This window comes from Rhodopseudomonas boonkerdii (assembly GCF_021184025.1).
Classification (GTDB): Bacteria; Pseudomonadota; Alphaproteobacteria; order Rhizobiales; family Xanthobacteraceae; genus Tardiphaga; species Tardiphaga boonkerdii.
Window position 1 is genome coordinate 4,747,332 of sequence record NZ_CP036537.1, and the last position, 24,019, is coordinate 4,771,350.

20 protein-coding genes are annotated in these 24,019 nt (G+C 63.7%); 10 read left to right on the plus strand and 10 right to left on the minus strand.

Annotation, left to right across the window (positions count from 1 at the left end; translation table 11 throughout):
* Window positions 1-295 precede the first annotated feature (295 nt).
* From E0H22_RS21800 to E0H22_RS21810, 3 genes are all read left to right on the plus strand, one after another.
* Window positions 296-3,400: a PAS domain-containing protein gene (locus E0H22_RS21800; RefSeq protein WP_233023055.1), complete on the plus strand. Its 3,105-nt coding sequence runs from the start codon at window positions 296-298 to the stop codon at window positions 3,398-3,400.
* A 184-nt stretch (window positions 3,401-3,584) separates the two neighbouring features.
* A complete protein-coding gene (locus E0H22_RS21805; protein ID WP_233023056.1) occupies window positions 3,585-4,598 on the plus strand; it encodes a Fe(3+) ABC transporter substrate-binding protein in 1,014 nt (337 codons plus the stop codon).
* Window positions 4,599-4,753: 155 nt separating this feature from the next.
* Window positions 4,754-6,394 carry an ABC transporter permease gene (locus E0H22_RS21810; RefSeq protein WP_233023057.1) on the plus strand — a complete coding sequence of 547 codons (1,641 nt, stop codon included), beginning with the start codon at window positions 4,754-4,756 and terminating at the stop codon, window positions 6,392-6,394.
* A gap of 139 nt (window positions 6,395-6,533) precedes the next feature.
* On the opposite strand, the gene E0H22_RS21815 is transcribed toward E0H22_RS21810, so the two are convergent.
* The 3 genes from E0H22_RS21815 to E0H22_RS21825 all read right to left on the minus strand — a co-directional run bounded on the left by E0H22_RS21815 (window position 6,534) and on the right by E0H22_RS21825 (window position 9,144).
* Window positions 6,534-7,601, minus strand: a complete 1,068-nt coding sequence (locus E0H22_RS21815; protein WP_233023058.1) for an AI-2E family transporter — start codon at window positions 7,599-7,601, stop codon at window positions 6,534-6,536.
* 156 nt (window positions 7,602-7,757) lie between these two features.
* Window positions 7,758-8,408: a CoA transferase subunit B gene (locus E0H22_RS21820; protein ID WP_233023059.1), complete on the minus strand. Its 651-nt coding sequence runs from the start codon at window positions 8,406-8,408 to the stop codon at window positions 7,758-7,760.
* Between the two features lie 28 nt (window positions 8,409-8,436).
* Window positions 8,437-9,144: a CoA transferase subunit A gene (locus tag E0H22_RS21825; RefSeq protein ID WP_233023060.1), complete on the minus strand. Its 708-nt coding sequence runs from the start codon at window positions 9,142-9,144 to the stop codon at window positions 8,437-8,439.
* Window positions 9,145-9,412: 268 nt separating this feature from the next.
* Between E0H22_RS21825 and E0H22_RS21830 the strand changes: the two genes are divergently transcribed.
* Window positions 9,413-11,332 (plus strand): AsmA family protein, encoded by a 1,920-nt coding sequence (locus E0H22_RS21830; RefSeq protein WP_233026477.1) that lies wholly within the window; start codon window positions 9,413-9,415, stop codon window positions 11,330-11,332.
* A 6-nt stretch (window positions 11,333-11,338) separates the two neighbouring features.
* Here E0H22_RS21830 and E0H22_RS21835 read toward each other — a convergent pair whose 3' ends face one another.
* The 4 genes from E0H22_RS21835 to E0H22_RS21850 all read right to left on the minus strand — a co-directional run bounded on the left by E0H22_RS21835 (window position 11,339) and on the right by E0H22_RS21850 (window position 17,019).
* On the minus strand, window positions 11,339-12,154 hold the full coding sequence (locus E0H22_RS21835; protein ID WP_233023061.1) for an ABC transporter permease: 816 nt from the start codon (window positions 12,152-12,154) through the stop codon (window positions 11,339-11,341).
* Window positions 12,154-13,065 carry an ABC transporter permease gene (locus tag E0H22_RS21840; RefSeq protein ID WP_233023062.1) on the minus strand — a complete coding sequence of 304 codons (912 nt, stop codon included), beginning with the start codon at window positions 13,063-13,065 and terminating at the stop codon, window positions 12,154-12,156. The genes E0H22_RS21835 and E0H22_RS21840 overlap by 1 nt, the downstream gene beginning before the upstream one ends.
* Window positions 13,062-14,225, minus strand: a complete 1,164-nt coding sequence (locus E0H22_RS21845) for an ABC transporter ATP-binding protein (protein WP_233023063.1) — start codon at window positions 14,223-14,225, stop codon at window positions 13,062-13,064. Before E0H22_RS21845 ends, E0H22_RS21840 begins: the two co-directional genes overlap by 4 nt.
* A 514-nt stretch (window positions 14,226-14,739) precedes the next feature.
* A complete protein-coding gene (locus E0H22_RS21850) occupies window positions 14,740-17,019 on the minus strand; it encodes a putative bifunctional diguanylate cyclase/phosphodiesterase (protein ID WP_233023064.1) in 2,280 nt (759 codons plus the stop codon).
* Between the two features lie 171 nt (window positions 17,020-17,190).
* Between E0H22_RS21850 and E0H22_RS21855 the strand changes: the two genes are divergently transcribed.
* A complete protein-coding gene (locus E0H22_RS21855; protein WP_233023065.1) occupies window positions 17,191-18,306 on the plus strand; it encodes an NAD(P)/FAD-dependent oxidoreductase in 1,116 nt (371 codons plus the stop codon).
* A 170-nt stretch (window positions 18,307-18,476) separates the two neighbouring features.
* On the opposite strand, the gene E0H22_RS21860 is transcribed toward E0H22_RS21855, so the two are convergent.
* Window positions 18,477-18,659: a YdcH family protein gene (locus tag E0H22_RS21860; RefSeq protein ID WP_233023066.1), complete on the minus strand. Its 183-nt coding sequence runs from the start codon at window positions 18,657-18,659 to the stop codon at window positions 18,477-18,479.
* 252 nt (window positions 18,660-18,911) lie between these two features.
* Here E0H22_RS21860 and E0H22_RS21865 point away from each other — a divergent pair, with 252 nt between their 5' ends.
* From E0H22_RS21865 to E0H22_RS21875, 3 genes are all read left to right on the plus strand, one after another.
* Window positions 18,912-19,118: a YdcH family protein gene (locus E0H22_RS21865; protein WP_233023067.1), complete on the plus strand. Its 207-nt coding sequence runs from the start codon at window positions 18,912-18,914 to the stop codon at window positions 19,116-19,118.
* 339 nt (window positions 19,119-19,457) lie between these two features.
* Window positions 19,458-19,946 (plus strand): 5-(carboxyamino)imidazole ribonucleotide mutase, encoded by a 489-nt coding sequence (gene purE / locus E0H22_RS21870; protein WP_233026479.1) that lies wholly within the window; start codon window positions 19,458-19,460, stop codon window positions 19,944-19,946.
* On the plus strand, window positions 19,946-21,040 hold the full coding sequence (locus E0H22_RS21875; protein ID WP_233023068.1) for a 5-(carboxyamino)imidazole ribonucleotide synthase: 1,095 nt from the start codon (window positions 19,946-19,948) through the stop codon (window positions 21,038-21,040). Before purE ends, E0H22_RS21875 begins: the two co-directional genes overlap by 1 nt.
* Before the next feature lie 26 nt (window positions 21,041-21,066).
* Here E0H22_RS21875 and aqpZ read toward each other — a convergent pair whose 3' ends face one another.
* Window positions 21,067-21,789: an aquaporin Z gene (gene aqpZ, locus E0H22_RS21880; RefSeq protein ID WP_233023069.1), complete on the minus strand. Its 723-nt coding sequence runs from the start codon at window positions 21,787-21,789 to the stop codon at window positions 21,067-21,069.
* 281 nt (window positions 21,790-22,070) lie between these two features.
* Here aqpZ and rpsU point away from each other — a divergent pair, with 281 nt between their 5' ends.
* Window positions 22,071-22,367 carry a 30S ribosomal protein S21 gene (gene rpsU, locus E0H22_RS21885; protein ID WP_233023070.1) on the plus strand — a complete coding sequence of 99 codons (297 nt, stop codon included), beginning with the start codon at window positions 22,071-22,073 and terminating at the stop codon, window positions 22,365-22,367.
* A gap of 159 nt (window positions 22,368-22,526) precedes the next feature.
* On the plus strand, window positions 22,527-23,189 hold the full coding sequence (locus tag E0H22_RS21890; protein ID WP_233023071.1) for a tetratricopeptide repeat protein: 663 nt from the start codon (window positions 22,527-22,529) through the stop codon (window positions 23,187-23,189).
* Between the two features lie 2 nt (window positions 23,190-23,191).
* Here the strand turns inward: E0H22_RS21890 and E0H22_RS21895 are convergent, their stop codons facing one another.
* Window positions 23,192-24,010 carry a hypothetical protein gene (locus E0H22_RS21895; RefSeq protein WP_233023072.1) on the minus strand — a complete coding sequence of 273 codons (819 nt, stop codon included), beginning with the start codon at window positions 24,008-24,010 and terminating at the stop codon, window positions 23,192-23,194.
* Window positions 24,011-24,019 lie beyond the last annotated feature (9 nt).

Sequence of the window (24,019 nt, forward strand, 5' to 3'; positions counted from 1 at the left end):
GCTTCGCTCGGCATCGCCGTTATGACGCCCGACGAAGTCATGGCCCCACTATCGTGGACCTTTGTCATGCTTTTGCAACATCCAATGCCGGACTGCGGCGATTGGTTCAGCACATCAAGAACCCGGACCTCAAATTAACGTTGTTCTCGCTTAGGCCTGTGGGAAGCGCGGGCAGACATGGACCTCGTCGCGCCCGCGCGCGATACTAACGAAGTGTTAAGCATGTTGCCGTTTGCCCGGCAGATCATACCGTTCGGACGAGGCAGACCCCAGGCGACTCAGCCATGAAGTGCCGATGAGCAGTGCGAGACGACAGTTGCGAGGTGTGGACGATGCACGGCTCGCCATGCATGCCACCAGCGCCCAGCCGGCCTGGCTGTGGTCGCTCGACGGCACGCGGGTGCTCTGGGCCAATCCTGTCGGTGCAAGGCTGTTCGGCGCCCGCAATGCAGCTGATCTGTTCACGCGCGAATTCGGCCCTGCCGATCCACATCGCCGCCAGATCGCGCAACTCGCTGGTCGTATCCAAGCCAGCGACACCACGCGATTGGAGCGGCTGCGCGGTTTCGGAGCCTCCCTCGGCGGTCTGATGACCTGCGCCTGCACGCGCCTGGACTTTGCCGATGGCGAAGCCGGCCTGCTTATCATCGCCGCCGACGCAATCCCCGGCCGCGGCATGTCGCTGATGGAGCGGCTAGAGAAGCTCACCGACGGAATCGATACGCCGATCGCCGCCTTCGCACGCGATGGCCTGTTCGCCGGCGCCAGCGACACGGCACGCGCACTGCTCGGCTTCCGCAATCTCGCCGATGCCGGCCTCAACGCGGCGCGCGATCACGCGCTGAAGGACGGCCGGGCGGAAACGCCGATCGGCTTCGGCCGCATGGTGCTGCAGCGCGTCGGCAGCGGCAGCGATATCGGCCTTGTCGCGCTGATTGCACCGGGCGCAGTGCATCCGGCGCCGCGCGAAGAAGATCTCGCAACTGCCGAACAGGCCGACGACACCTTCGACGACCTGTTCGCCACGACGGAAACCACAGCGCCCCAGCGGGTCGCAACCAGCCCTGCTCCGCCCGAAGCGCAAGGCATCGTCGCCCCGCCCGTGCTCGAAGCGCTGCCGCCGCTCGCACCGCGGACCACACCGCTGCGCTTCGTCTGGCAACTCGACACCGACGACATCTTCAGCATCGATTCCGGCGACTTCCTCCGCCTCATCGGGCCGGACGCGACAGCAATGTCCGGCCGCAAGTGGAGCGACATCTCCGCCGAATTCGCCCTCGATCCCGATCATCGCTTCGCACAGGCGCTCGCCACCCAGAAGACCTGGAGCGGCGTTGCGCTGTTTTGGCCGGTAGGGAATGGGAAGCGTCTCGCCATCGAACTGTCGGCGCTACCGCTGCAAAATCGCGATCGCGGCTTCGCCGGCTATCGCGGTTTCGGCATCTGCCGCGATCTCGACGGCATGAATCGCCTGATCGCGCAGCAGCATCCGAAGCCGAACGATCCCCCGCCGCGACCACCGTCCGCCGATCTGGCGCAGGCTGGCCCGGCCGACACGCGCATCGATGCCCGTAACGCACCACCCGACAACCACACCGCAGAGCCGCCGCCGACAGAACCGATCCAGACAGACGAAGCGATCCGCACCGTGCAGCCCCCTGAAAACGTGGTTCAGTTCCGACCGGGCGATCCGAAATCGCCGGGGCTTTCGCCGGGCGAGAACAGCGCCTTCAACGAACTCGCACGCCAGCTCTCGGCGCGGCTGGAAGCTGAGACAGGCCTGATCAGCACGCCTTCGATCGCGCCAGAAGAAACCATCGACCCTCCGGAGAGCGAAACGGAAGCGCCCGCCGCCTGGCTGACCACGCCGCCCGCCGCCCCGCGCGGCGAGATGGGACGTGACCGCATGCTTCTCGATCTGATGCCCGTGGGCGTCCTGATCTATCGCCTGGACCGTCTGGTCTATGCCAATCCCGCCTTCCTCGCTCAAATGAACTATCCGACGCTCGCAGCGCTCGAAGACGCTGGCGGCCTCGATACGCTGCAGGTGGAACCGGACGTCTCGGCCGCGTCGAGCGCATCCGATGGCGGCACCACGGTGACCATCGCGGCCAATGACAAGGCCGGCAACGGCGCCCTGCGCGTGCCGGCCGCAGCGCGGCTGCACACCATCAGCTGGGACAATGAACCCGCGCATGTGCTGATTTTCGAGCCCGCACAGGCCGGGGCGATTTTGCCCGCCCCAGCACCGGAGCCCGCAGCCGAAGAGCCGCTGCTTCCCGGCCACATCGATGCGGAAGATCTCGGGGCAATCCTCGACACCATGGCCGAGGGTGTCGTGATGTTCGACGCCGAGGGCAACATCAATTCCTGCAATCGCAGCGCCGAGGCACTGTTCGGCTATGACGGCGAACTGCTGACCCAGCGCAATATCGTCGATCTGTTCGTTCACGAGAGCCGCCGCATCGTCGCCGATTATCTGACCAGCGTGCGGCAGGCGGGAGGCGCCGGCCTGCTCGATCATGGCCGCGAGGCGCTGGGACAGGTGCGTGCCGGCGGCCTCGTGCCGTTGTCGCTGATCATCGGCCGCACCCGCGCCAGCGGTCCGAATTTCTTCGCCGTGTTCCGCGATCTCACTCAGATCAAGAAGACCGAAACCGAACTCCTCAGCGCTCGCCGGCAGGCTGATCGCTCTGCGACGGCCAAGGCCGATGTACTCGCGCGCATCAGCCACGAAGTCCGCACGCCGCTCAATGCCATCATCGGCTTCGCCGATGTGATGATCGACCAGCGTTTCGGCCCGCTCGGCAATGACCGTTACGGCGAATATCTGCGCGATATCCGCGCTTCAGGCGAACGTGTCATCGCCATCGTCAACGATCTGCTCGACCTGTCGCGCATCGAGACCGGAAAGATCGACCTCGCTTTCTCCACCCAGAATCTCAACGAGATGGTGGAGCAGTGCGTCGCGGTGATGCAACCGCAGGCCAATCGCGGCCGCATCATCATTCGCACCTCGCTGTCGCACCTGTTGCCGACCATCGTCGCGGACGCCCGCGCGCTGCGACAGATCACGCTGAACCTGATCGGCAACTCGATCCATCTGGCCAATGCCGGCGGGCAGGTAATCGTCTCCACCGCACTGTCCGATCAGGGTGATGTCGTGCTGCGCGTGCGCGACACCGGCCATGGCCTCAACGAGACCGAGGTGGCGGCAGCGCTGGCGCCGTTCCGCAGTGCAGGTCCGAGCGACACCGAAAGCGCCGGTGTCAGCCTGTCGCTGACCAAGGCGCTGGTCGAAGCCAATCATGCCCGCTTCCAGATCAAGAGCGCCCCGAGCTCCGGCACGCTGATCGAGGTGGCGTTCTCGAATGCAGGCAATGCCGCGATGAAAGCGTAATACTGCTCACGGCCGGCCGTACCAGACCCTCGCGGATCGCGTGCAAGACAGGCCGCGACCGCCGTCCCGCCGACACTAATCTAGAATTGGTCTAGACTTTGAGTTTAGCGACATTCCGCCGCTCACGCCCGGCGACTGACTACGCTACTGACTTCGGCCTTACCTTCCTTTGCCGGAGCCCCCCATGATCAAGCGTACCACCCTCGGGACCGCCCTCGTTCTCGCGCTCGGCGTTCCCGCCGCGCAGGCCGCGGGAGAGGTCAATGTCTACACCTATCGCGAGACGAAGCTGGTACAGCCGCTGTTCGACGCCTTCACGAAGGACACCGGCATCAAGGTCAATGTGATTTCCGCCTCGTCGGGCCTCGAGCAGCGCATCAAGACCGAGGGTGCGAACAGCCCGGCCGACGTGCTGCTGACCGTCGATCTCGGCCGCATCGATGACGCCGTGCAGGCCGGCATCAGCCAGCCGATGAAATCCGAGGTGATCGAGAAGACGGTACCTGCGCAGTATCGCGATCCCGATGGCCACTGGGCCGGCATCTCCATGCGCGCCCGTGTGATCTATGCCTCCAAGGAGCGCGTGAAGCAGGACGCCATCACCTATGAAGAGCTCGCTGATCCCAAGTGGAAGGGCAAGATCTGCATCCGCTCCGGCCAGCACATCTATAATAACGGCCTGTTCGCCGCCTACGTCACCAAGCATGGCGAAGCGAAGGCCGAGGAATGGCTGCGCGGCGTGAAGGCCAATCTCGCGCAGAAGCCTTCGGGCGGCGACCGCGAGCAGGCGCGCGACGTCGCGGCCGGCAAATGCGATATCGGCATCGGCAATACCTATTACTGGGCGCTGATGATGAACAGCGATCCCGACAAGAAGCCGTGGGCCGAAGCCACCAAGGTGATCCTGCCGACCTTTGCCGGCGGCGGCACCCATGTGAACCTGTCCGGCGTGCTGCTCGCCAAACACGCGCCGAACAAGGCCAATGCGGTCAAGCTGATCGAATGGCTGGCCGGCGACGAAGCACAGAAGATCTACGCGGATACGAACTACGAATATCCGGTGAAAGCGGGCGTTGCCGTCAATCCGACCATCGCCGGCTACGGCAAGCTGAGCGCAGACCCGATGCCCATCGCCAAAATCGCCAGCAACCGCAAGGCCGCGTCCACGCTGGTGGACAAGGTGGGATTTGATAATTGAGGCAAACTCTGTCCTCCCTCATCCTGAGGAGCGGCCACTTGGCCGCGTCTCGAAGGATGCGCTCCACATTCATGGTTCGAGACGCGCGCAACAGCGCGCTCCTCACCATAAGGTCGGAGTGTGGGCTACGAGCATACAGTGTTTGAAGTAGCTGCGTGACACCTTCCCGCACAGAACTCGCAGCCATCCTCATCGCAGCCGCTACCGCGCTCCTCGTCGCGGCGCCTGTGATATCGATCGCCGTTCTTGCGCTGCAGCCCGAGCCCGAACTCTGGCAACATCTCCTCGCCTATGTCCTGCCGCAGGCCCTGCGCGACACCGCTGCGCTGCTGCTCGGCGTAGGCCTCGTCGCCCTCGCCATCGGTGCCGGCACCGCGTGGTTGATCTCGTCGCATGATTTCACCGGCCGCGCGCTGCTGCTCTGGCTGCTGCCGCTCCCGCTGGCGATCCCGACCTATCTCGCCGCCTATGTCTATGTGGATCTTTTCGAACCGCTCGGTCTCATCCATCGCGCGCTGGCGACGGCCATGCCGTTGCCCGACGCCATCAGGCTGCTGCCTGCCATGCGCTCGCTTCCGGGTGCTGTCTTCATCATCGGGCTCGTGCTCTATCCCTATGTCTATCTCTCCGCCCGCGCCATGTTTCAGCATCGCAGCGCAGATTTTGCCGAAGCGGCGAAAGTGCTCGGCGCCGGCCGCTGGACGACGTTTCGCCGCGTCTCGCTTCCGATGGCGCGGCCGGCCCTCGCAGTCGGTCTCGCCCTCGTCTCGCTGGAGACGCTGAACGATATCGGCGCCAGCGAATATCTCGGCGTGCGCACGCTGACGGTCTCGGTCTTTACCACCTGGCTCAATCGCGGCAGCCTCGCCGGCGCGGCGCAACTCTCGTTGTTCATGCTGGCCATCGTCACCGTCCTGATTACGATCGAACGATTTGGACGCCGCGAAAGCAGCTTCGAGTTCTCCGCCGAAAACCCGCGCCTGATGCCGCGGACGCAGCTCCATGGCTGGCGCGGCGCCTGCGCCTTCGTCGCCTGCCTTCTCCCTGCACTGCTCGGCTTTGCCGTACCGTTGCTCTATCTGCTGCATCAGAGCATCCGTCGCGGGCTGCTCGCGAGCGAAACGACGGTCTGGCGCGATGCCGGTCACACGATCATGCTCGCTGCCATTGCCACCGGCATCGCGTTGCTGCTCGGCCTCGTCGTGGTGATCGCGCAGCGCTGGCGTGCATCGCGCCTCACGGATGCGTCATTCGCCATCGCGCAGACAGGTTACGCGCTGCCCGGCCTCGTGCTGGCGCTCGGCCTGCTGACTCCGGTGCTGTTCGCCGACAACAGCGTCAACACCGTCGCACGATGGATCGGCATGCCGCTCCCGGGCCTGGTGATGATCGGGTCCGGTGCCGCCGTGGTGATTGCCTATGTGATCCGCTTCCTCGCGGTGCCCACCGGCCTCATCAAGGCCGGGTTCGATCACATCCCGGCCGACTATGACGATAGCGCCCGCGCTGCGGGTGCGCCCGTCATGACGACTCTGCACACCATCCATCTGCCGCTGCTGCGCCCTGCGCTGCTCGGCGCCGTCATCGTCGTCTTCGTCGATTGCCTGAAGGAATTGCCGGCCACGCTGCTGTTGCGCCCGCTGAATGTCGAAACGCTGGCAACCTCGATCTATCAATATGCGAGCCGCGGCAGTTTCGAGGAAGGCGCATTGGCGGCGCTGCTCATCGTTGCGGCAAGTATCGGGCCGGTCATGTGGTTGACGCGCTTTGCCGACGTGCCGAAGGGGCCGGCGTAGCTATCTGTGTCCCGGACGCGCTGCGGCATTCTTCATGCCGCTGCGCAGAGCCGGGATCATCATAAACTCCGGCGCTTGATACGGCCCCGGTTCTGCGAAGCAATACTTCGTATTGCATCGCGTCCGGGGTACGGAGCAATCAATCCGCGACAATCACCTCGCCCCCCCTCCGCGACTGCGCGAAGATCGCCCATCCCGCCACGAACATCGCCGCAATCACGGGTCCCACCACAAAGCCGTTGAGCCCGAGCGCATTGATCCCGCCGAGCGTCGACAGCAGCACGAGATAATCCGGCAGCTTGGTATCCTTGCCCACCAGCATCGGACGCAGAATGTTGTCAACGAGGCCGATGACCAGGAAACCATAGGCAATCAGCACGACGCCCTTCACGACAGAGCCCGTCGCCAGCAGATAGACCGCCACTGGCATCCAGACGAGACCGGCCCCTACCGCCGGCAGCAGCGACAGGAACGCCATCAGCACCGCCCAGAGCAGTGCGGCACTGATGCCAAGAATCCAGAAGATCAGCCCGCCAAGCGCGCCCTGCGCCAGCGCGACGAGAATGCCACCCTTGACGGTGGCCCGGATCACCACTGTGAACTTTTCGATCAGATCGTCGCGCAGGCCGGGCTTCAGCGGGATCGCATCCTTGAAACGCGCCGCCAGCGCATCGCCGTCCTTGAGCAGGAAGAACAGCAAATAGAGCATGATGCCGAGATTGACGATGAAGTCGAACGTGCCCTGGCCGATATTCAGCGCCTGCGACGCAAAGTACTGGCTGCCCTGCATCAGCCCGTTCGACAGTTTTTCCTGCAGACCGGTGAGGCTTTCGATGCCGAAACGATCGAGCGTGCTCTTGATCCAGGCCGGTGCCGCATCGAAAATCTGCTGGGCATAGCGTACCGGATTGAACTCACCGGACTTCATCTTTCCGAACACCGCAGCCGCTTCCTGCGCCAGCGAGGCGCCGACCACGGTCAGCGGCAGAATGACGATCAGAACGATCAGACCGACCGTGAGCAGCGCCGCAGAGTTCGGATGCTTTGGCATCCGCGCCAGCAGCCGTCGATGCATCGGCGCGAACATGATGGCGATGACGATGCCCCACAGGATCGCGCTGTAGAAGGACGAGAGAATCCAGCCGAAAGCGAGCGACACCGCAATCAGCAACAGCATGAAGGTGCGGTCCTCGAGACGGGCGCTCATGCAATGTCCTTAAAATATGCGAATGCCCGGCGGCGCCGGGCACGAACTCGTGGGATGGGTAAAGTGCAGCGAAACCCATCGATAACACGTGCCGCAGGTGATGGTTCCGCTCCGGCGCGATGCGCCTGCGCTCACCTCATCCTACGGGTTACGATCTCACGTATTGGTCAGCGCCACCCGAAAATCGGCTTCGGTCTTTGCCTTCACCTCGTCCAGCGTCACGCCATCGGCGAGTTCGATCAGTGCCATCCCGCCATCACCATGCTTGTCGATGGTGAACACCGCGAGATCGGTGACGACCATATCGACCACGCGCTCGCCGGTCAGGGGCAGATCGCACTTCTTGAGTAGCTTCGCGCCGTCCTTGGCGGAATGCTCCATCACGACGACGACGCGCTTGACGCCGGCGACGAGATCCATCGCGCCGCCCATGCCCTTCACCATCTTGCCGGGGATCATCCAGTTGGCGAGATCGCCATTCTGAGCCACCTGCATGGCGCCGAGAATCGACAGGTCGATGTGGCCGCCGCGGACCATGCCGAACGAGTCGGCCGACGAGAAGTAGCTGGTGGTCGGCAGTTCGGTGACGGTCTGCTTGCCGGCATTGATGAGGTCCGGATCTTCCTCGCCCTCATAGGGGAACGGGCCCATGCCGAGCATGCCGTTCTCGCTCTGCAGCTGAACGTCGACGCCTTCCGGAATGTAGTTCGACACCAGCGTCGGGATACCGATGCCGAGATTCACGTAGTAACCGTCACGCAGTTCCTTCGCAGCGCGGGCTGCCATCTGATCGCGGGTCCAGGCCATTGTGGCTCTCCTGCTGAATGTCTGAGCGTTAAGCGGGGCGCTGACGGGAAGTGACTTTTTCGATGCGCTTCTTGCCGGTGCCGACCTCGACGATGCGCTGCACGAAAATGCCGGGCGTGTGGATATGATCCGGATCGATCTCGCCGGGCTGCACCAGGTGCTCCACCTCGGCGATGGTGATCTTGGCCGCGGTCGCCATCATCGGGTTAAAGTTCCGCGCGGTCTTGCGATAGACGAGGTTGCCGGCGGTATCGCCCTTCCAGGCATGGACGATCGCGATGTCGGCGAACAGGCCGCGCTCCAGCATGTAGGTCTCGCCGTTGAACTCCATGGTCGGCTTGCCTTCGGAGATCAGCGTGCCGACGCCGGTCTTGGTGTAGAAGCCGGGAATGCCCGCGCCGCCGGCGCGGATACGCTCGGCCAGGGTGCCCTGCGGAGAAAATTCGAGTTCCAGCTCGCCGGCCAGATACTGCTGCGCGAAAAGCTTGTTCTCGCCCACATAGGACGAAATCATCTTCTTGATCTGGCGGGTCTCCAGCAGACGCGACAGGCCGATACCATCCACGCCGGCATTGTTGGAGACGACCGTGAGGTCCTTGACGCCGCTGTCGCGCAGCGCGTCGGAAAGATCCTCGGCGATACCGCACAGGCCGAAGCCGCCCGACATGATCATCATGCCGTCCTTGAGGATGCCGTCGAGTGCCGATTTGGCGTCGGGGTAGACCTTGTTGACCATGGGGGAATCGACCTGATGAAAGGAGCTCGGAGGTCCGGCTGGTGCCGCAATGCGACGAAGTATTAGGCGGAAACCTTTGAGCCCGTCAATCGCAGTGGATGCGACCCCTTCACACCCCGTCCGGCCTTGAAAGCGTCAAGAAAACCGATCAAATTGAGGACCTTGGATGCGGGGCGAGCACGGACGTGGCTGCGCCCCGGCTGCGTTTGAACGAATAGCAACCCCGGATAGATCATTGACGAAAGCCCAAGGAATAAAGCGCCTGGGGATGCCCATCGTGGCGTTCCTGGGCGTCGTCGTGATCGGGCTGTCCGCCATGTCGTGGCTGCTCAGCCGTGAGGCGTTGCGTAGCGCGGTCGAAACCCAGATCCGCAGCGTCACCGGGCTCGATTTCGTGGTCAACGGCGCCGTCGATATCTCGGTATTCCCCGGCAGCTATGTGTCGTTTCACGATGTCGGGCTGAAGAACGGCGGCGCCATCGATCCCGCCTTGTCGGTGGACGTCCTCACCGCCAATCTGCGCCTGCTGCCGCTGCTGCTGCAGCGTTTCGAAATCGCCGACATGGTGATGCTACGGCCGCGCATTCGCGTGATCCGCGAGGCCAATGGCGACAGCAATTGGGCACCGTTCATCGAGTCCATCGCACGCAAGACCAAGCCCGGCGCGGAACAGCTCTCCTTTTCCGAAATCCGCATTCAGGACGGCCAGCTCGACTACCGCGATTCGCATAATCACGAGCGCCTGAACGATATCGACCTCGCGCTGGCGTGGCCCTCGATCTCACGCTCCTTCGCCGCCACTGGCCAGTTCGACTGGCGCGGCGAGCGCGTCGATGCAAGCCTCAGCGTCAGCGACTTCCTCGCCGCCTTGTCCGGCGAGCGCTCCGGCCTGAAGGCGCGTTTCGCCAGCGCGCCGATCAAGCTCGCTTTCGACGGCAATATCGCCAACCGCGCCAGTCTGGTGATGGAGGGGACGCTCACCGCCGACAGCCTGTCGCTGCGCAATGCGCTGCGCTGGGTCGGCCAGTCCCCGCCCGGCGCCGGCGGCTTCGGCCGCTTCGCCCTGAAGGCGCGCGCCAGCCTGGTCGGTCCTTCCATCGCGCTCACCAATGTCAATGTCGAACTCGACGGCAACACCGCCGAAGGCGTCATGACCTATAGCAATTCAGGCCGCCAGACCTTGCAAGCAACGCTGGCCGCCGGCGCGCTCGACTTCACGCCCTATGTCTCCACCGTGCGCCTGCTCGCCTCCGGCCAGCGCGACTGGAGCCGACAGCTGTTCGATCTCGACGCCCTGTCCTCCGTCGATCTGGACATGCGGCTCTCCGCGGCCAAGGTGACCATCGGCTCCTCGACCCTCGGCCGCACCGCGCTCGGCGCAAATCTGCGCGGCGGCGCGCTGGCGCTGTCGGTGGGCGAAGCGCAGGTCTACGGCGGCATCGCCCGCGGCTCGTTCAGCATCGCGCGTTCGGACAGTATCGCCGATGTGAAGGCGCAGGTGCAGTTCAGCGATGTCGATCTGCTCGCCTGCGCCAGCGACCTGTTCGGCGTCACCCGCCTCACCGGCCGCGGCACGCTCAACATGATGCTGGAGGCCTCCGGCTCATCGCCCTTCGGCCTCGCCCAGTCGCTCGACGGCTCGGCCACCCTGATCGGTCAGGACGGCGCCATTACCGGCTTCAATGTCGAACAGCTCCTGAAACGCCTCGAGCGCCGCCCGCTCTCCGGCGCCGGCAATTTCCGCTCCGGCTCGACGCCGTTCTCGAATCTGGTCATGCAGTTGAAATTCAACGACGGCACCGCCACCGCCCAGGACATCCGCATCGAGGGCCCGACCTCGAAGCTGACGCTGACCGGCACCGCCTCGGTCCCCGCCCGCGAATACGACATGAAGGGCACCGCCAGCCTGAAAGCCGCCGCCAATGGCAGCGGCGGCTTCGAACTGCCTTTCGTCATTCAGGGGCCGTGGGACGATCCGTTGATCTTCCCGGACCCCGAAAGCCTGATCCGCCGCTCGCCCGGCGCCGCGCCGCTGCTCGATGCGGTCAAGGACCGCAAGACCAAGGATGCCGTGCGTTCGGTGATCGAGCGCTTCACCTCGGCGCCGAAGGCCTTGCAGCCGGATGCGGAGAAGAAGGATGAAACCCCAGCTGCCGCTGCACCGGCGGAGCCCGAGAAGGCGAACTGAACGCCGCTACAACGGCGCCGCGCTCTCGCCCTTGCTGCTCGACAGCTTCGTCGCCAGTGATGCCGCGACGATCAGGACGGTGATGAAGCCGACGATCAGCGTGCAGATCGCGTTGATCTCCGGCTTCACGCCCAGGCGCACTTCCGAATAGATGCGGATCGGCAGCGTTGCCGAACCCGGCCCCGTCGTAAAACTCGCGATCACGAGGTCGTCCAACGACAGCGTGAAGGCCAGCATCCAGCCCGCCGCAATCGCCGGCCAGATCAGCGGCAGCGTCACTGATACAAACGCGCGAAGCGGATCGCGGCCGAGATCCATCGCCGCTTCCTCCAGGCTGCGATCGATTGCGGCAAGGCGCGACTGCACAACCACCGTGACGAAACACATGGTCAGCGTCGTATGCGCGATGGTGACGGTCCAGAAACCGCGGCCGGCGTCGATGGCGACGACCAGCAGGAGCAGCGACAGGCCGGTGATCACCTCCGGCATCACCAGCGGCGCATAGAGCATGCCGGACATCACGGCCCGCCCGCGAAAACCGCCGCCGCGGGTCAGCGCCACCGCCGCCAGCGTGCCGAGCAGCGTCGCCAAGGTCGCGGATGCCACGCCCACGCGGATGCTCATCCACGCCGCATCGAGCATCGCGCGGTCGTTGAAGAATTCCGTGTACCAGCGCGTCGACCAGCCACCCCACACGGTCACGAGGCGCGAGGCGTTGAACGAATAGATGACGAGAATGACGATTGGCAGATAAAGAAACGCGAAGCCGAGCGCGAGCGAGGCGATGTTGAGGCGCGACAGGCGGAGCGGATGCGAATTCATCAGCGGCGCTCCAGATGATGGCGCTGCACCCGATCATAGACCAGGAGCGGCACCAGCAGCACACCGAGCAGCACCACCGCCAGCGCCGAGGCCAGCGGCCAGTCCTTGTTGGTGAAGAATTCCAGCCACAGCGTCTGCCCGATCATCATCGAGTCCGAGCCCGCCAGCAGATCCGGGATCACGAATTCGCCGGTGATCGGAATGAAGCACAGCAGCGCGCCGGCGAAGATGCCGCGCCAGGACAGCGGCACCGTCACCATCCAGAACGCATCGAAACGCGACACGCCGAGATCGGCGGCGGCTTCCAGCAGCGCCGGATCGGCCTTTGCGAGCGTCGCATAGAGCGGCAGGATCATGAAGGGCAGATAGGAATAGACGATGCCGAGATACATGGCGCTGTCGGTGGCAAGCCAGACCACCGGCGCGCTCACGAGATGCAGCGCCATTAGGATCTGGTTGAGCAGGCCGTCATGCTGCAGGATGTTGATCCAGGCATAGATGCGGATCAGGAACGAGGTCCAGAACGGCACGATCACCAGCATCATGGCGATGCCCTGCCAACGCGCCGGCAGCCGCGCCATGCCATAGGCCACGGGATAACCGATCACCAGCAGCAGCAGCGTCGCGGTGAAGGCCACCGTGATGCTGCGCAGATAGGACGAGACGTAAAGCTGGTCCGCCAGCAGCGACCGGAAATTGTCGAAGGACAGCGCGGCGAACGCATCCTTCAGTCCCGCAAAACCATCCGCCAATCCGAACACCGGCAGATAAGGCGGCTGTGCCAGCGTCGTCTGCGACAGGCTGATCTTCACCACGAAACCGAACGGCAGCAGGAAGAACAGCAGCATCCAGACATAGGGCGGGATCGCCATCCGGCGAGCCGGCGCGGTGAACAGGCGTCTGGCGTTCATCGCGCGAGCACCACGCAGTCGTCCGGCGTGAACCAGGCGGTGACGCGCTCGCCGATCGCATAGGCATCGACATCGAGCCGGGCGGTGTTCGCCAATGCTACGCGCAAGGTCGCGCCGTGATCGAGCTTCAGCTTGTAGACCGAGCGGCCGCCGAGATAACCGACATCGTCGACGACCCCCTCGATGCTGTTCATGCCGCCAGAATGATTGAGCCCGGCGGCCAGCCCGCGGCGCGACAGCCTGATCTTTTCCGGCCGGATCGCCACGCAGACCGCGAGAGCGTCGGGCGGCTGCTGCGGCAGGGTCGCAAACAGCGTGCCCGTGCCGTGGCCCTCGATGGTCAGGCGATGACCGTCGCGAACGCGGATCTCGCCCTCGATCGCATTGATGTCGCCGACGAACTCCGCGACCCAACGCGATGCCGGTGCTTCATAGAGCTGCCGCGGCGTCGCCACCTGTTGCAGGCGGCCGCCATGCATGACGCCGATCCGGTCGGCCATGGACATGGCCTCGTCCTGATCGTGAGTTACGATCACGAAAGTGAGGCCGAGCTGGCGCTGCAGCCGCATCAGCTCCGTCTGCGTTTCCTCGCGCAGTTTCTTGTCGAGCGCCGCCAGGGGCTCGTCGAGCAGCAGCAGTTTCGGGTGCCGCGCCAGTGCGCGAGCCAGCGCCACGCGCTGTTTCTGGCCGCCGGAGAGCTGATGCGGCTTGCGCTGCTCGAGCCCGGTCAACTTCACCAGCGCAATCATGTCGGCCACGCGTGCGTCGATGCCGACGCGGGTCAGACCTGCATTCTTCAGCCCGAAGCCGATATTGTCGCGCACGCTCAGATGCGGAAATAGCGCATAGTTCTGGAACATCATGTTGACCGGCCGCTGATGCGGCGGCACCGCGGCGATGTCCTCGCCGTTCAGTTCGATGCGGCCGCTGTCCGGCGTCTCGAAACCGGCCAGCATGCGCAGCAGCGTGGTCTTGCCGCAGCCGGACGGCCCGAGCAGCGCGAAGAACTCGCCTTTCCGGATATCGAGCGACAACCCGTCGACGGCCGCATGCGCACCGAAACGCTTCGACACAGCGTCGATCCGCAGCAGCGGCGTGGGATAGGCGACAGCGAGGTCGTCCTCGGTCGCGACATCGGCGGTGGTGGCGGGATTCGTCATGGCCGCAAACTAGCGGCGGAACCGGGCGGGCTCAACACTCGGAAAAGGAGGAGACCATCTCCCTCCCTCATGGTGAGGAGCGCGCCGTTGCGCGCGTCTCGAACCATGAGATGCCCTGGCTCCTGAGCGCGCGGCCATCCTTCGAGACGCCGCTGCGCGGCTCCTCAGAGTCTAACTCATAAAGCGGTCGAGGTGGTTTTCGGCTGCTTTTGCTCCGAATAATGCCCGTTCAGCTCAGTATCTCGATTCTCCGTCCCTCATCCTGAGGAGCCGCGTAGCGGCGTCTCGAAGGATGGCCGAAAAGGCTCCGAGCCAAGTCAGCTCATGGTTCGAGACGGCGCTGCGCGCCTCCTCACCTCAGCCTGAACGCAACTGCGTTCAGGCGGGAGGGGCGGAGTGTGTAGCGTTCCGCCTGGGCGACCAGCAACGCCAAACTACGGACCGCATTCCAGTCAGACTCTCAGGACGAGGACTGTGGCCGCTCGCACGTCGCGGTCATCGCAGAGTCCGGCACTCACCCGGCCTTGCGGACGCCGGTGGCCTTGCCCACCAGCGCGGCATATTGCACGATCGGCGCCGGGCGGCCGATGAAATAACCCTGCACGCCGTCGCAACCTTCCCGTGCGAGGAAACTGAGCTGCTCATGCGTCTCGACGCCCTCGGCAACGATGGAAACATCGAGGCCGTGACCGAGCCCGATCACCGCCCTGACGATGGCAGCCGATTGCGGATTGCGGCCGAGATGCATAACGAAGGCGCGATCGATCTTGATCTTGTCGAACGGGAATGCCTGCAGATAGGTCAGCGACGAATAGCCCGAGCCGAAATCGTCCATCGAGATGCGCACGCCCAGCGCCTTCAGCCGCCGCAGCAACGCCAGCCCGCGATCGAAATCCTCGATCAGCACGCCTTCAGTGATTTCCAGCTCCAGCCGGCCCGGCGACAGGCCGGTTTCCAGCAGGATTGTATGCACGACCCCAACCACATCGCCGCGCACGAATTGCGCCGGCGACAGGTTGACCGCGACCTGCAACGGCACCGTCCATGAGGCCGCCTCACGGCAGGCCTGACGCAGAATCCATTCGCCCATCTCGACGATCAGGCCGCTCTCTTCAGCGAGCGGGATGAAGTCGGCCGGTGAGACGAAACCGCGGGTCGGGTGAATCCAGCGCGCCAGCGCTTCGAAGCCGGTGATATCGGCGTCCAGCACATTCTCGCTGGCCCGGGCCTGAGGCTGATAATGCAGCGACAATTCGCCGTTGCGGATGGCCGCGGAGAGTTCCTGGTGCAGCACGCGGCGGTCACGCAGTTGCTGATCCATTTCCGGCTCGAACACGCTGATCGAACCGCGGGAGCGCGTCTTGGCGCGAAACAGGGCAGCGCCGGAATTGGCGAGCAGCGCCGCCGCATCGCGGCCGTCGCGGGGAAATAGCGAGATGCCGGTCGTCACGCCGATACGCACCGCCTTGCCATCGATCGGGAACGGCTCGGCGAGCGCGGCCGCAATACGCTCCGCCAGCGCCTGTCCGGTCTGTGGCTGCGGGCCATCGATGATGACGCCGAATTCGTCGCCGCCGAGGCGAGCTACGACGCCACCGCCCATTGCCGCCTCGATCCGTTGGGAGACTTCCGTGAGCAGCTTGTCGCCGATGGCATGGCCGAATACGTCGTTGATTTCCTTCAGGCCGTCGAGATCGATCGACAGCACTGCGAAAACCTCCTCCGCCTCGGTGCAGGCATCTATCATCTGTGTCAGCGCCTGCACGAAGGCCGGACGGTTCGGCAGATCGGTGAGGCCGTCGTGATAGGCCATATGCGCCATCCGTGCTTCGGTCTGGCGACGGTCGGTGACATCCTCATGCGTCTTGATCAGATATTGTGCCTGACCATCCTCGTCCTGCACGGTGACGCGGCGGGTCAGGAATAGGCGCAACCCGTCACGCGTCGAGATCGGATGTTCCTCGGCGACCGGCGTGCGACTCTTGATAGCGGCCTGATCGCGGGCAACAATGATTTTGGCTTCCTCGGGCCGCAGCATTTCGAGCACCGTCTTGCCGATCGCATCCTCGCGGCGGCGACCCAGGATCACCTCGGCATTACGATTGGCAAACAGATAGCGGCCAGTCGCCACTTCCTGCACCATCAGCGAGACCGGTATGTTATCCAGCACCGTCTGCTGGAACTGCTTGGCACTCGCCAGCTCGTTCTGCATCCGGCGTTGTTCCGTGCAATCCTCGTGAATACCGATCCAGCCGCCATTGGGCAGACGGCTGAACTTCACATGGACGAACTGCTCGTCCGGCAATTCGGCGATATAGCCGCCTGACGACATCGCCTTGTCGTAATGCGCGTCCTCGTTGGCATCGGCGGTGCCGCGCTGACGACGCAACGCGCGAAGAGCTGGGCCGGTCATCCCCCGGCTGACCTCGGCCCGCGTCAGTTTGTAGATGTCCAGATAACGGTCGTTGCAGAACACGAGGCGCTTTTGCGCATCGAGCATGACGATGCCCTGACCGAGATGATTGAGCGCAGACCCCACGAATTCGTTGCGCTGCTGTTGCTGACGCTGCACTTTGCTCAGAGCGGAAGCGACCCAGAACACGATTGCCGTCGTGAAGGCGCCAACCACCAGACCACCGATCACGACGTTCCAGATGAAGGGGGACCCCACGACCCTTTCGGCGACGGCAGCCGGCTGTTCGGCCAGCGCACTGCATGGGACGGCGAGCAACCAGACGACGGCGCCGATGCGCCCGACCGCCCTGTTCTTTACTCGCCCGATCTTGCCAGTCATTGCGCACCCGCGTATTCGCAGAGCGCAAGTCTTCAGTTCCAGGTATTTTGATCAGGTAAATGCACCTGAACGCAGCCTGACTGGATCGGCAAAAATTGCGGTATTTAGCTGCGATGCTTAATGCTTTGCTAATCAGGCACAACGCCGGCCGCAGAACGGGACAGGGAACGGATGGACAGGGTTGAATGCGTCGTTGTCGGCGCCGGTGTCGTGGGCCTCGCCATCGCCCGCCGGCTGGCGGAAGCAGGGCGCGAAGTCATCGTGCTGGAAGCCGCCGACGCCATCGGCACCGTCACCTCCTCGCGCAACAGCGAAGTGATCCACGCCGGCATCTACTACACCGCAGGCAGCCTGATGGCGAAGCTCTGTGTCGCTGGCAAGCTCAAGCTCTATAACTATTGCCGCAGCCGCGGCATCCCGCACAAGAATTGCGGCAAGCTGATCGTCGCGACGCGGCCGGAAGAGATGGCGAAGCTCGCCTCCATCAAGGCCCATGCCGAGGCCAACGGCGTTGCGGACATGCAGGTGTTGTCGGGCCATGAAGCCCGTGCACTCGAGCCCGCCCTGGCCTGCGAAGGCGCCCTGCTGTCACCTTCCACCGGCATCATCGATAGTCACTCGTACATGCTGTCGCTGCGCGGCGAAGCTGAAGCCGCCGGTGCCGCCTTCGCCTTCCTTGCGCCCTTCGAACGCGGCCGGGTGACGGCAGACGGTTTCGAAGTGGAGGTCGGCGGTGATGCGCCGATGACGCTCGGTTGCGACATGCTGATCAATTCCGCCGGCCTTTCCGCGACCATGATCGCGCGCCTGCTGGAAGGCATGCCGCTCGATCTGATCCCGCCGGCCTATCTCGCCAAAGGCTGCTATTTCAGCTGCAGCACCAAGGCGCCATTCTCACGCCTGATCTATCCGGTGCCCGAGCCCGGCGGCCTCGGCGTGCATCTCACGCTCGACCTCGCCGGCCAGGCGCGCTTCGGCCCCGATGTCGAGTGGGTCGATCACATCGACTACGAAGTCGATCCCGCCCGCGGCGAACGTTTCTATCCCGCCATCCGCCGTTACTGGCCGGCGCTGCCCGACGGCGCCCTCATGCCAAGCTATTCCGGCATGCGTCCGAAGATCGTGCCGCCCGCAGTGGCGACGCAGGATTTCATGATCCAGGGCCCGCAGATGCATGGCGTGCCCGGCCTGATCAACCTGTTCGGCATCGAGTCACCCGGCCTGACCTCGTCGCTGGCGATCGCGGATCATGTGGCGAAAGTCGCGGGAATCGAAGTGCAACCGTGATGCGTATTTGAACCGCACCTGCGTCCGAAGCAATCTGGTCCAACCGTCGTAGCAGATCGCTTCGTCGCAAGAGCGGGAGCGTGTGGGCATCATGGCTGCACGATGCGGACACGCAGACCTGACAACGTCATCCGATGAGGCGTTATGTCAGGGAATGTTTTTGAGAAATCTCAGTGGAGGGTGCTACTCGTCTGTCGAAGGCGTTCAATCTCGTCCTTGACCATCAGTTTCCGGCGCTTGAGTTCCACGATACGAAGATCATCGGTGGAAAGATGCAGCAAGGCGTCGTGCAATTCGCTTTCGAGAACCTTGTGCTTGCGTTCGAGTTCGACAAGGTGCGCCTGAAGTGCCATTCGAAAACTCCTCGGTAGGTTGAGAAACCACACAGTCGGGTTCGGTTGGACGATGAAGTCTACATGACAGTGGACATCTGTCGATGGGTCTTGAAAATTGTACCGCCGCGCTCCGCACATCTTGAAAAACGAATCGTAACCAATGCACTGCAAAAATGCAGGAACCGGGCCGCTTGCGCAGTGCGCCCCCACCGGCGATAGTTACCTCACGGATTCTCGCCAGATGACTGGCGGGCCAAGTCAGCGAACATCATGAACGACGACGAAGATCGCGAACTCCCTGCCGAATTAGCCCGATTGCAGCAAGAACACCGCGACCTCGACGCCGCCATTGATGCCCTGCAGCGCTCCCCCGCACCAGATCTGCTGCAGTTGCAGCGGCTGAAAAAACGCAAGCTGCAACTGCGAGATCGCATTTCGGTGATTTCCGACCAGATTACCCCTGACATCATTGCCTGAGGCAACGAGTCACATATCGGCAGGGATCAAACAGCGACGTGCACGTGTGCACCCTGATGTTCCCGGCTCCCGCGTGCCGCTGATACCACACCCGCAGCTGCCGCAAGGATGCCTCGAGGCCGCCGCTGGATTGCCACAGCATGTCGCGCCGGAACCTTGCAAAAGTACGCTTCATTCAGCCTTGCAGCGACCGCGCATCGCGGTTTTCTTTTGCATCGGATTTGTTACAAGGCTGTCCCGTCTTCATTGACGAGATTATCGTTCGACGCTCCCCGCCCGGCGGGGGGCGGTCCTTGTATTTCCAGCTATCCTTCTGGATTCGCGAAAGAAAATACCGGAATGCCCGCGCCCGTCGCCATTATCATGGGAAGCCAGTCCGACTGGGAAACCATGCGTCACGCCGCCGAAACCCTGACGGCTCTCGGCGTCGCCCATGACACCCGCATCGTCTCGGCACATCGCACGCCGGACCGGCTGGTTTCATTTGCCAAAGGCGCGAAGGCGGCCGGTTTTCAGATCATCATCGCCGGCGCGGGCGGCGCAGCGCATCTGCCTGGCATGACCGCAGCCCAAACGGAGTTGCCGGTCTTCGGCGTGCCCGTGGAATCCAAAGCGCTGTCCGGCGTCGATTCTCTCTATTCAATCGTGCAGATGCCCGGCGGTATTCCCGTCGGGACCCTGGCGATCGGCAAACCCGGCGCGATCAACGCGGCGCTGCTCGCAGCCTCGGTGCTCGCCCTGCACGATCCTGAACTGGCGACCCGCCTCGCCGCCTGGCGCAAGGCGCAGACTGATGCCGTGGCCGAAAAGCCGGAAGGCGCAGCGTAATGGCTCAGACGATAAAGGCCCTGAAGCCCGGCGATACGATCGGCATTCTCGGCGGCGGCCAACTTGGCCGGATGCTCGCGCTCGCGGCTGCGCGGCTTGGCTTGAAGTGCCAGGTGTTTTCGCCAGATCCGGATTCTCCGGCTTTCGATGTCGTGCAGAATGCGACCTGCGCGGAATATGCCGATGTCGAGGCACTCGAACTGTTCGCCAATGATTGCGACGTCATCACCTACGAATTCGAGAATGTCCCCGCGGCGACGGCGCTGATCCTCGATGCACGGCGTCCGGTACTGCCGGCGCACAGCATCCTGCAAACCACGCAGGATCGCCTTGTAGAGAAGGACTTCGTCACCGGCCTCGGCATCGGTACGGCCGGATATGCCGGCGTTTCCAGCGTCGGCGAGCTTCGCGATGCGGTGAAGAAGCTCGGGCTGCCCGCCGTGATCAAGACCCGCCGTTTCGGATATGACGGCAAGGGCCAGGCGATGATCCGCGAAGGCGACGACCTCGATCAGGTCTGGACAGATCTCGGCACCAAGGACGCCATTCTTGAAGCCTTCGTGCCGTTCGAGCGCGAGGTCTCCGTCATCGCGGCACGCGGAGCCGACGGCAGCATCGAATGCTTCGACGTCACCGAGAACGAGCACCGCGATCACATCCTGAAATTCTCCACCGCGCCCGCCCGCATTCCAGATGCGCTCGCTGCCAGGGCCCGCGAGATCGCCGAGAAGATCGGCGCGGCGCTCGGCTATGTCGGCACGTTCGCGGTTGAACTGTTCGTCGTTCCCGGCGCGAATGGCCCTTCGTTGGTGGTCAACGAGATCGCGCCGCGCGTACACAATTCCGGGCACTGGACGCTGGATGGCGCTTCGGTCTCGCAGTTCGAGCAGCACATCCGCGCCATTGCAGGTTGGCCGCTCGGCAAGCCGGTTCGTCACGGCGAGGTCACCATGACCAATCTGATTGGCGACGACATTCTCGATTACGCCAAATGGCTCACCGTCCCCAGCGCTACCGTGCATCTCTACGGCAAGGGTACGCCAAAGCCCGGTCGCAAGATGGGCCACGTGGTTGAGGTGAAGCCGGCGCCATAACGGTGCCGGCTTCGCCGCATCATGTGTCAGGCAGTCGCTTTACCTTCCACCACACCGGTGGGCTCGTCGCTCAGCCACCGATAGATTGCCCCGCCGAGAACGCCGCCAACCAACGGCGCCAACCAGAACAGCCATAACTGCTCCAGTGCCCAGCCGCCGACAAACAATGCCGGGCCGGTGCTGCGCGCCGGGTTCACCGAAGTGTTGGTGACGGGAATGCTGACGAGATGGATCATCACCAGCGCCAGGCCGATCGCCAACGGCGCGAAGCCGGCCGGCGCCTTGCCGTGGGTGGCGCCCATGATGATGAACAGGAACATCATGGTCATCACCACTTCCATGATGAAGCCCGCTACCAGGCTGTATTTGCCGGGCGAGTGGTCGGCATAGCCGTTCGAGGCAAAGCCCTTGGCGACATCGAATCCGGCCGCCCCGCTGGCGATGATGTAGAGCACCGTCGCCGCCGCGATTGCACCGATCACCTGCGCGATGATGTAGGGCAAAATCTGGCCCGCCGGGAACCGCCCGCCCGCGGCAAGCCCCACGGTGACCGCAGGATTGAGATGGCATCCCGAGATGTGACCGATCGCATAGGCCATGGTCACGACGCTGAGACCAAAGGCGAAGGAGACGCCGACGAGGCCGATGCCGACCTGAGGGAAAGCCGCAGCAATCACGGCGCTGCCGCAGCCCGCAAATGTCAGCCAGAATGTGCCGATGAATTCGGCAGCATATTTCTTACCGTTCATGGTATTCCTCCCGCTATGGATGTGGCGCTCGCGAGTCGCCCGCGACAAGTATGCGTCCGGGTTCCGCCCCCTGTCGAGCACGGGAACTGATGGGCGGATCCGCGGAAAAGCTCGAAAAATCCGCGATTTTCGGGCTTCGGAGCGGGGAAATTACCGCACCGCGAGGTGGACATTCGCCATTTCATCTGATACATCGGCGCCCTTGAGGTTAAGGGCATGGCCTTTGTCGGCCCTTCGCTTTACCGAAATTCAAATCCGATCAATTGAGAAGAGGATGCCGCGTGCAGGTTCTCGTTCGCGATAACAATGTCGACCAGGCTCTCAAGGCGCTGAAGAAGAAGATGCAGCGCGAGGGCATTTTCCGCGAGATGAAGCTCCGCGGTCACTACGAGAAGCCGTCTGAGAAGAAAGCCCGTGAAAAGGCCGAAGCCGTGCGCCGGGCGCGCAAGCTGGCACGCAAGAAGCTGCAGCGTGAAGGCTTGCTGCCGATGAAGCCGAAGCCGGTGTTCGGCGCTGGCCCCGGCGGCGAGCGTGGTGCGCGTCCTGGTGCTGCAGGCGCACCGCGCCCGGCTCGCTAAGCGATCTACAATTGAATTTCGATAACGCGGGCTTCGGTCCGCGTTATTTTTTTGTGCCACTCTTTTGCGATATGTCCAAAAGCGCGCTCCTTTGTCCGGATGCTTTTTGAGTGCCGGCGCGTTAGGAAGGGAGCAAGTATCGCGAGAGAGATGCCCTGCATGGACCGACGGCCGACCACATCGCCATCCTGCATCGGCAAGCGCGGCTGTATCACTGTCATACTCCTGCTGACGGGCCTGTGCGCAAGCGGCTGTTCATTCAACCTCGCATCGCTGACGCCGGGCGCTGACAAGGACGAGCCTAAAGCAACGACGTCCACAGCGCCGCCAACGCGCAGCCTCTCTGCCAAGACCGATCCGCAGGAGGCAAAGGCGCAGGCTGCCCGTGGCGCGAGCCTGGCGCAGGCCGGCCAGAGCACCGAAGCGCTTGCAGCTTACAATGCCGCGATCGATCTCGATCCTTCCAGCGCACAAGCGTTCTATCAGCGCGGTCTGCTGTATCAGTCCGAAAAGAAATACGAATTCGCCATCGCCGATTTCACATCCGCCAATGGCCTGACGCCGCAGCAGGCCGCCCCCCTGCTTGGCCGCGCACAATGCTATCTTGCGCTCGGCAAGAATCACGAGGCGGCCGCCGATCTCGACGAGGCATCGAGCGTCGCCCCCGGCAATGCACAGGTCTGGATCGCCCGCGGCAATATCTACGAGAAGCTGGGCAACCGGGAAAAGGCAGCGGATTCATTCAGCCGCGCTGTGCTGCTGCGGCCGAACGACGATGCCGCACGGAACGGAATGACCCGAAATGGCGGACGGGCGGGTTAAGCCTAGCGCTCGAATGGCCGCGGGATCACCTTGTCGAACATCGACTTGGCGCCGCTGAGGACGTCCTCGACAACGTTGGTGCGGCCGCCGCGGCTTTCCCCATCGGCCTGCATTTCGCGCATCGGAACCGGCACATCGCCTGGGGGGCGAGGACCGCGCGACCACTCTGCGCGCTCGAGTGGCTGCAAGCTTTCGATATCCGGATTCGACACCACAATCGGCGGCGGCAATTGCTGCATCGGTTGCAGCTGTTGCAATGGCTGAGGTGCAGGCGCGACCTGTGGCTGAACGGATGCCGTACGCTGGGCTTCCGGCGCACGCGGCGCCTCCGTTTTGTCGCCACGGCTCAGGCGCTCGATGGCGGCACGGGCGAGATCATTGGCATCGCCCGCCGGTGCGGTGCCGACGGTGGCAAGCACCGGGCTTGGCGCTGGCGCTAAGACGGAAGGCTCGGGTCTAGCCGGTTCAACCTTCGCGACGGCCTTCTCACGTGCGGGCGGATGGCGGCGCGTTTCGGTGACCTTGCCGGCGTCGACTTTCTCGGGCTTATCGGTAACAGCCTTCTCGACCGGTTTGTCGAGAGCCTTCTTGACCAGTGCGGACGCAGGTTCGGGCGCGTCCACAACCTCGGCGGCAGCGTCTGCCGGCTTGGCGGCCGCCTTGCCCGGAGCCGGCGCGCTCTGGGCGACAGGCGGTGGCAGCGGCCGGTCCTCGCGCGCCTTCGGAATGATGTAATAATTGACGATATATGCGCCCATTACCGTCGCAAAAACCGACGGCAGGATGTCGATGGTGAATTTCGAAAGATACTTCTTCAGCATGAACCCGGC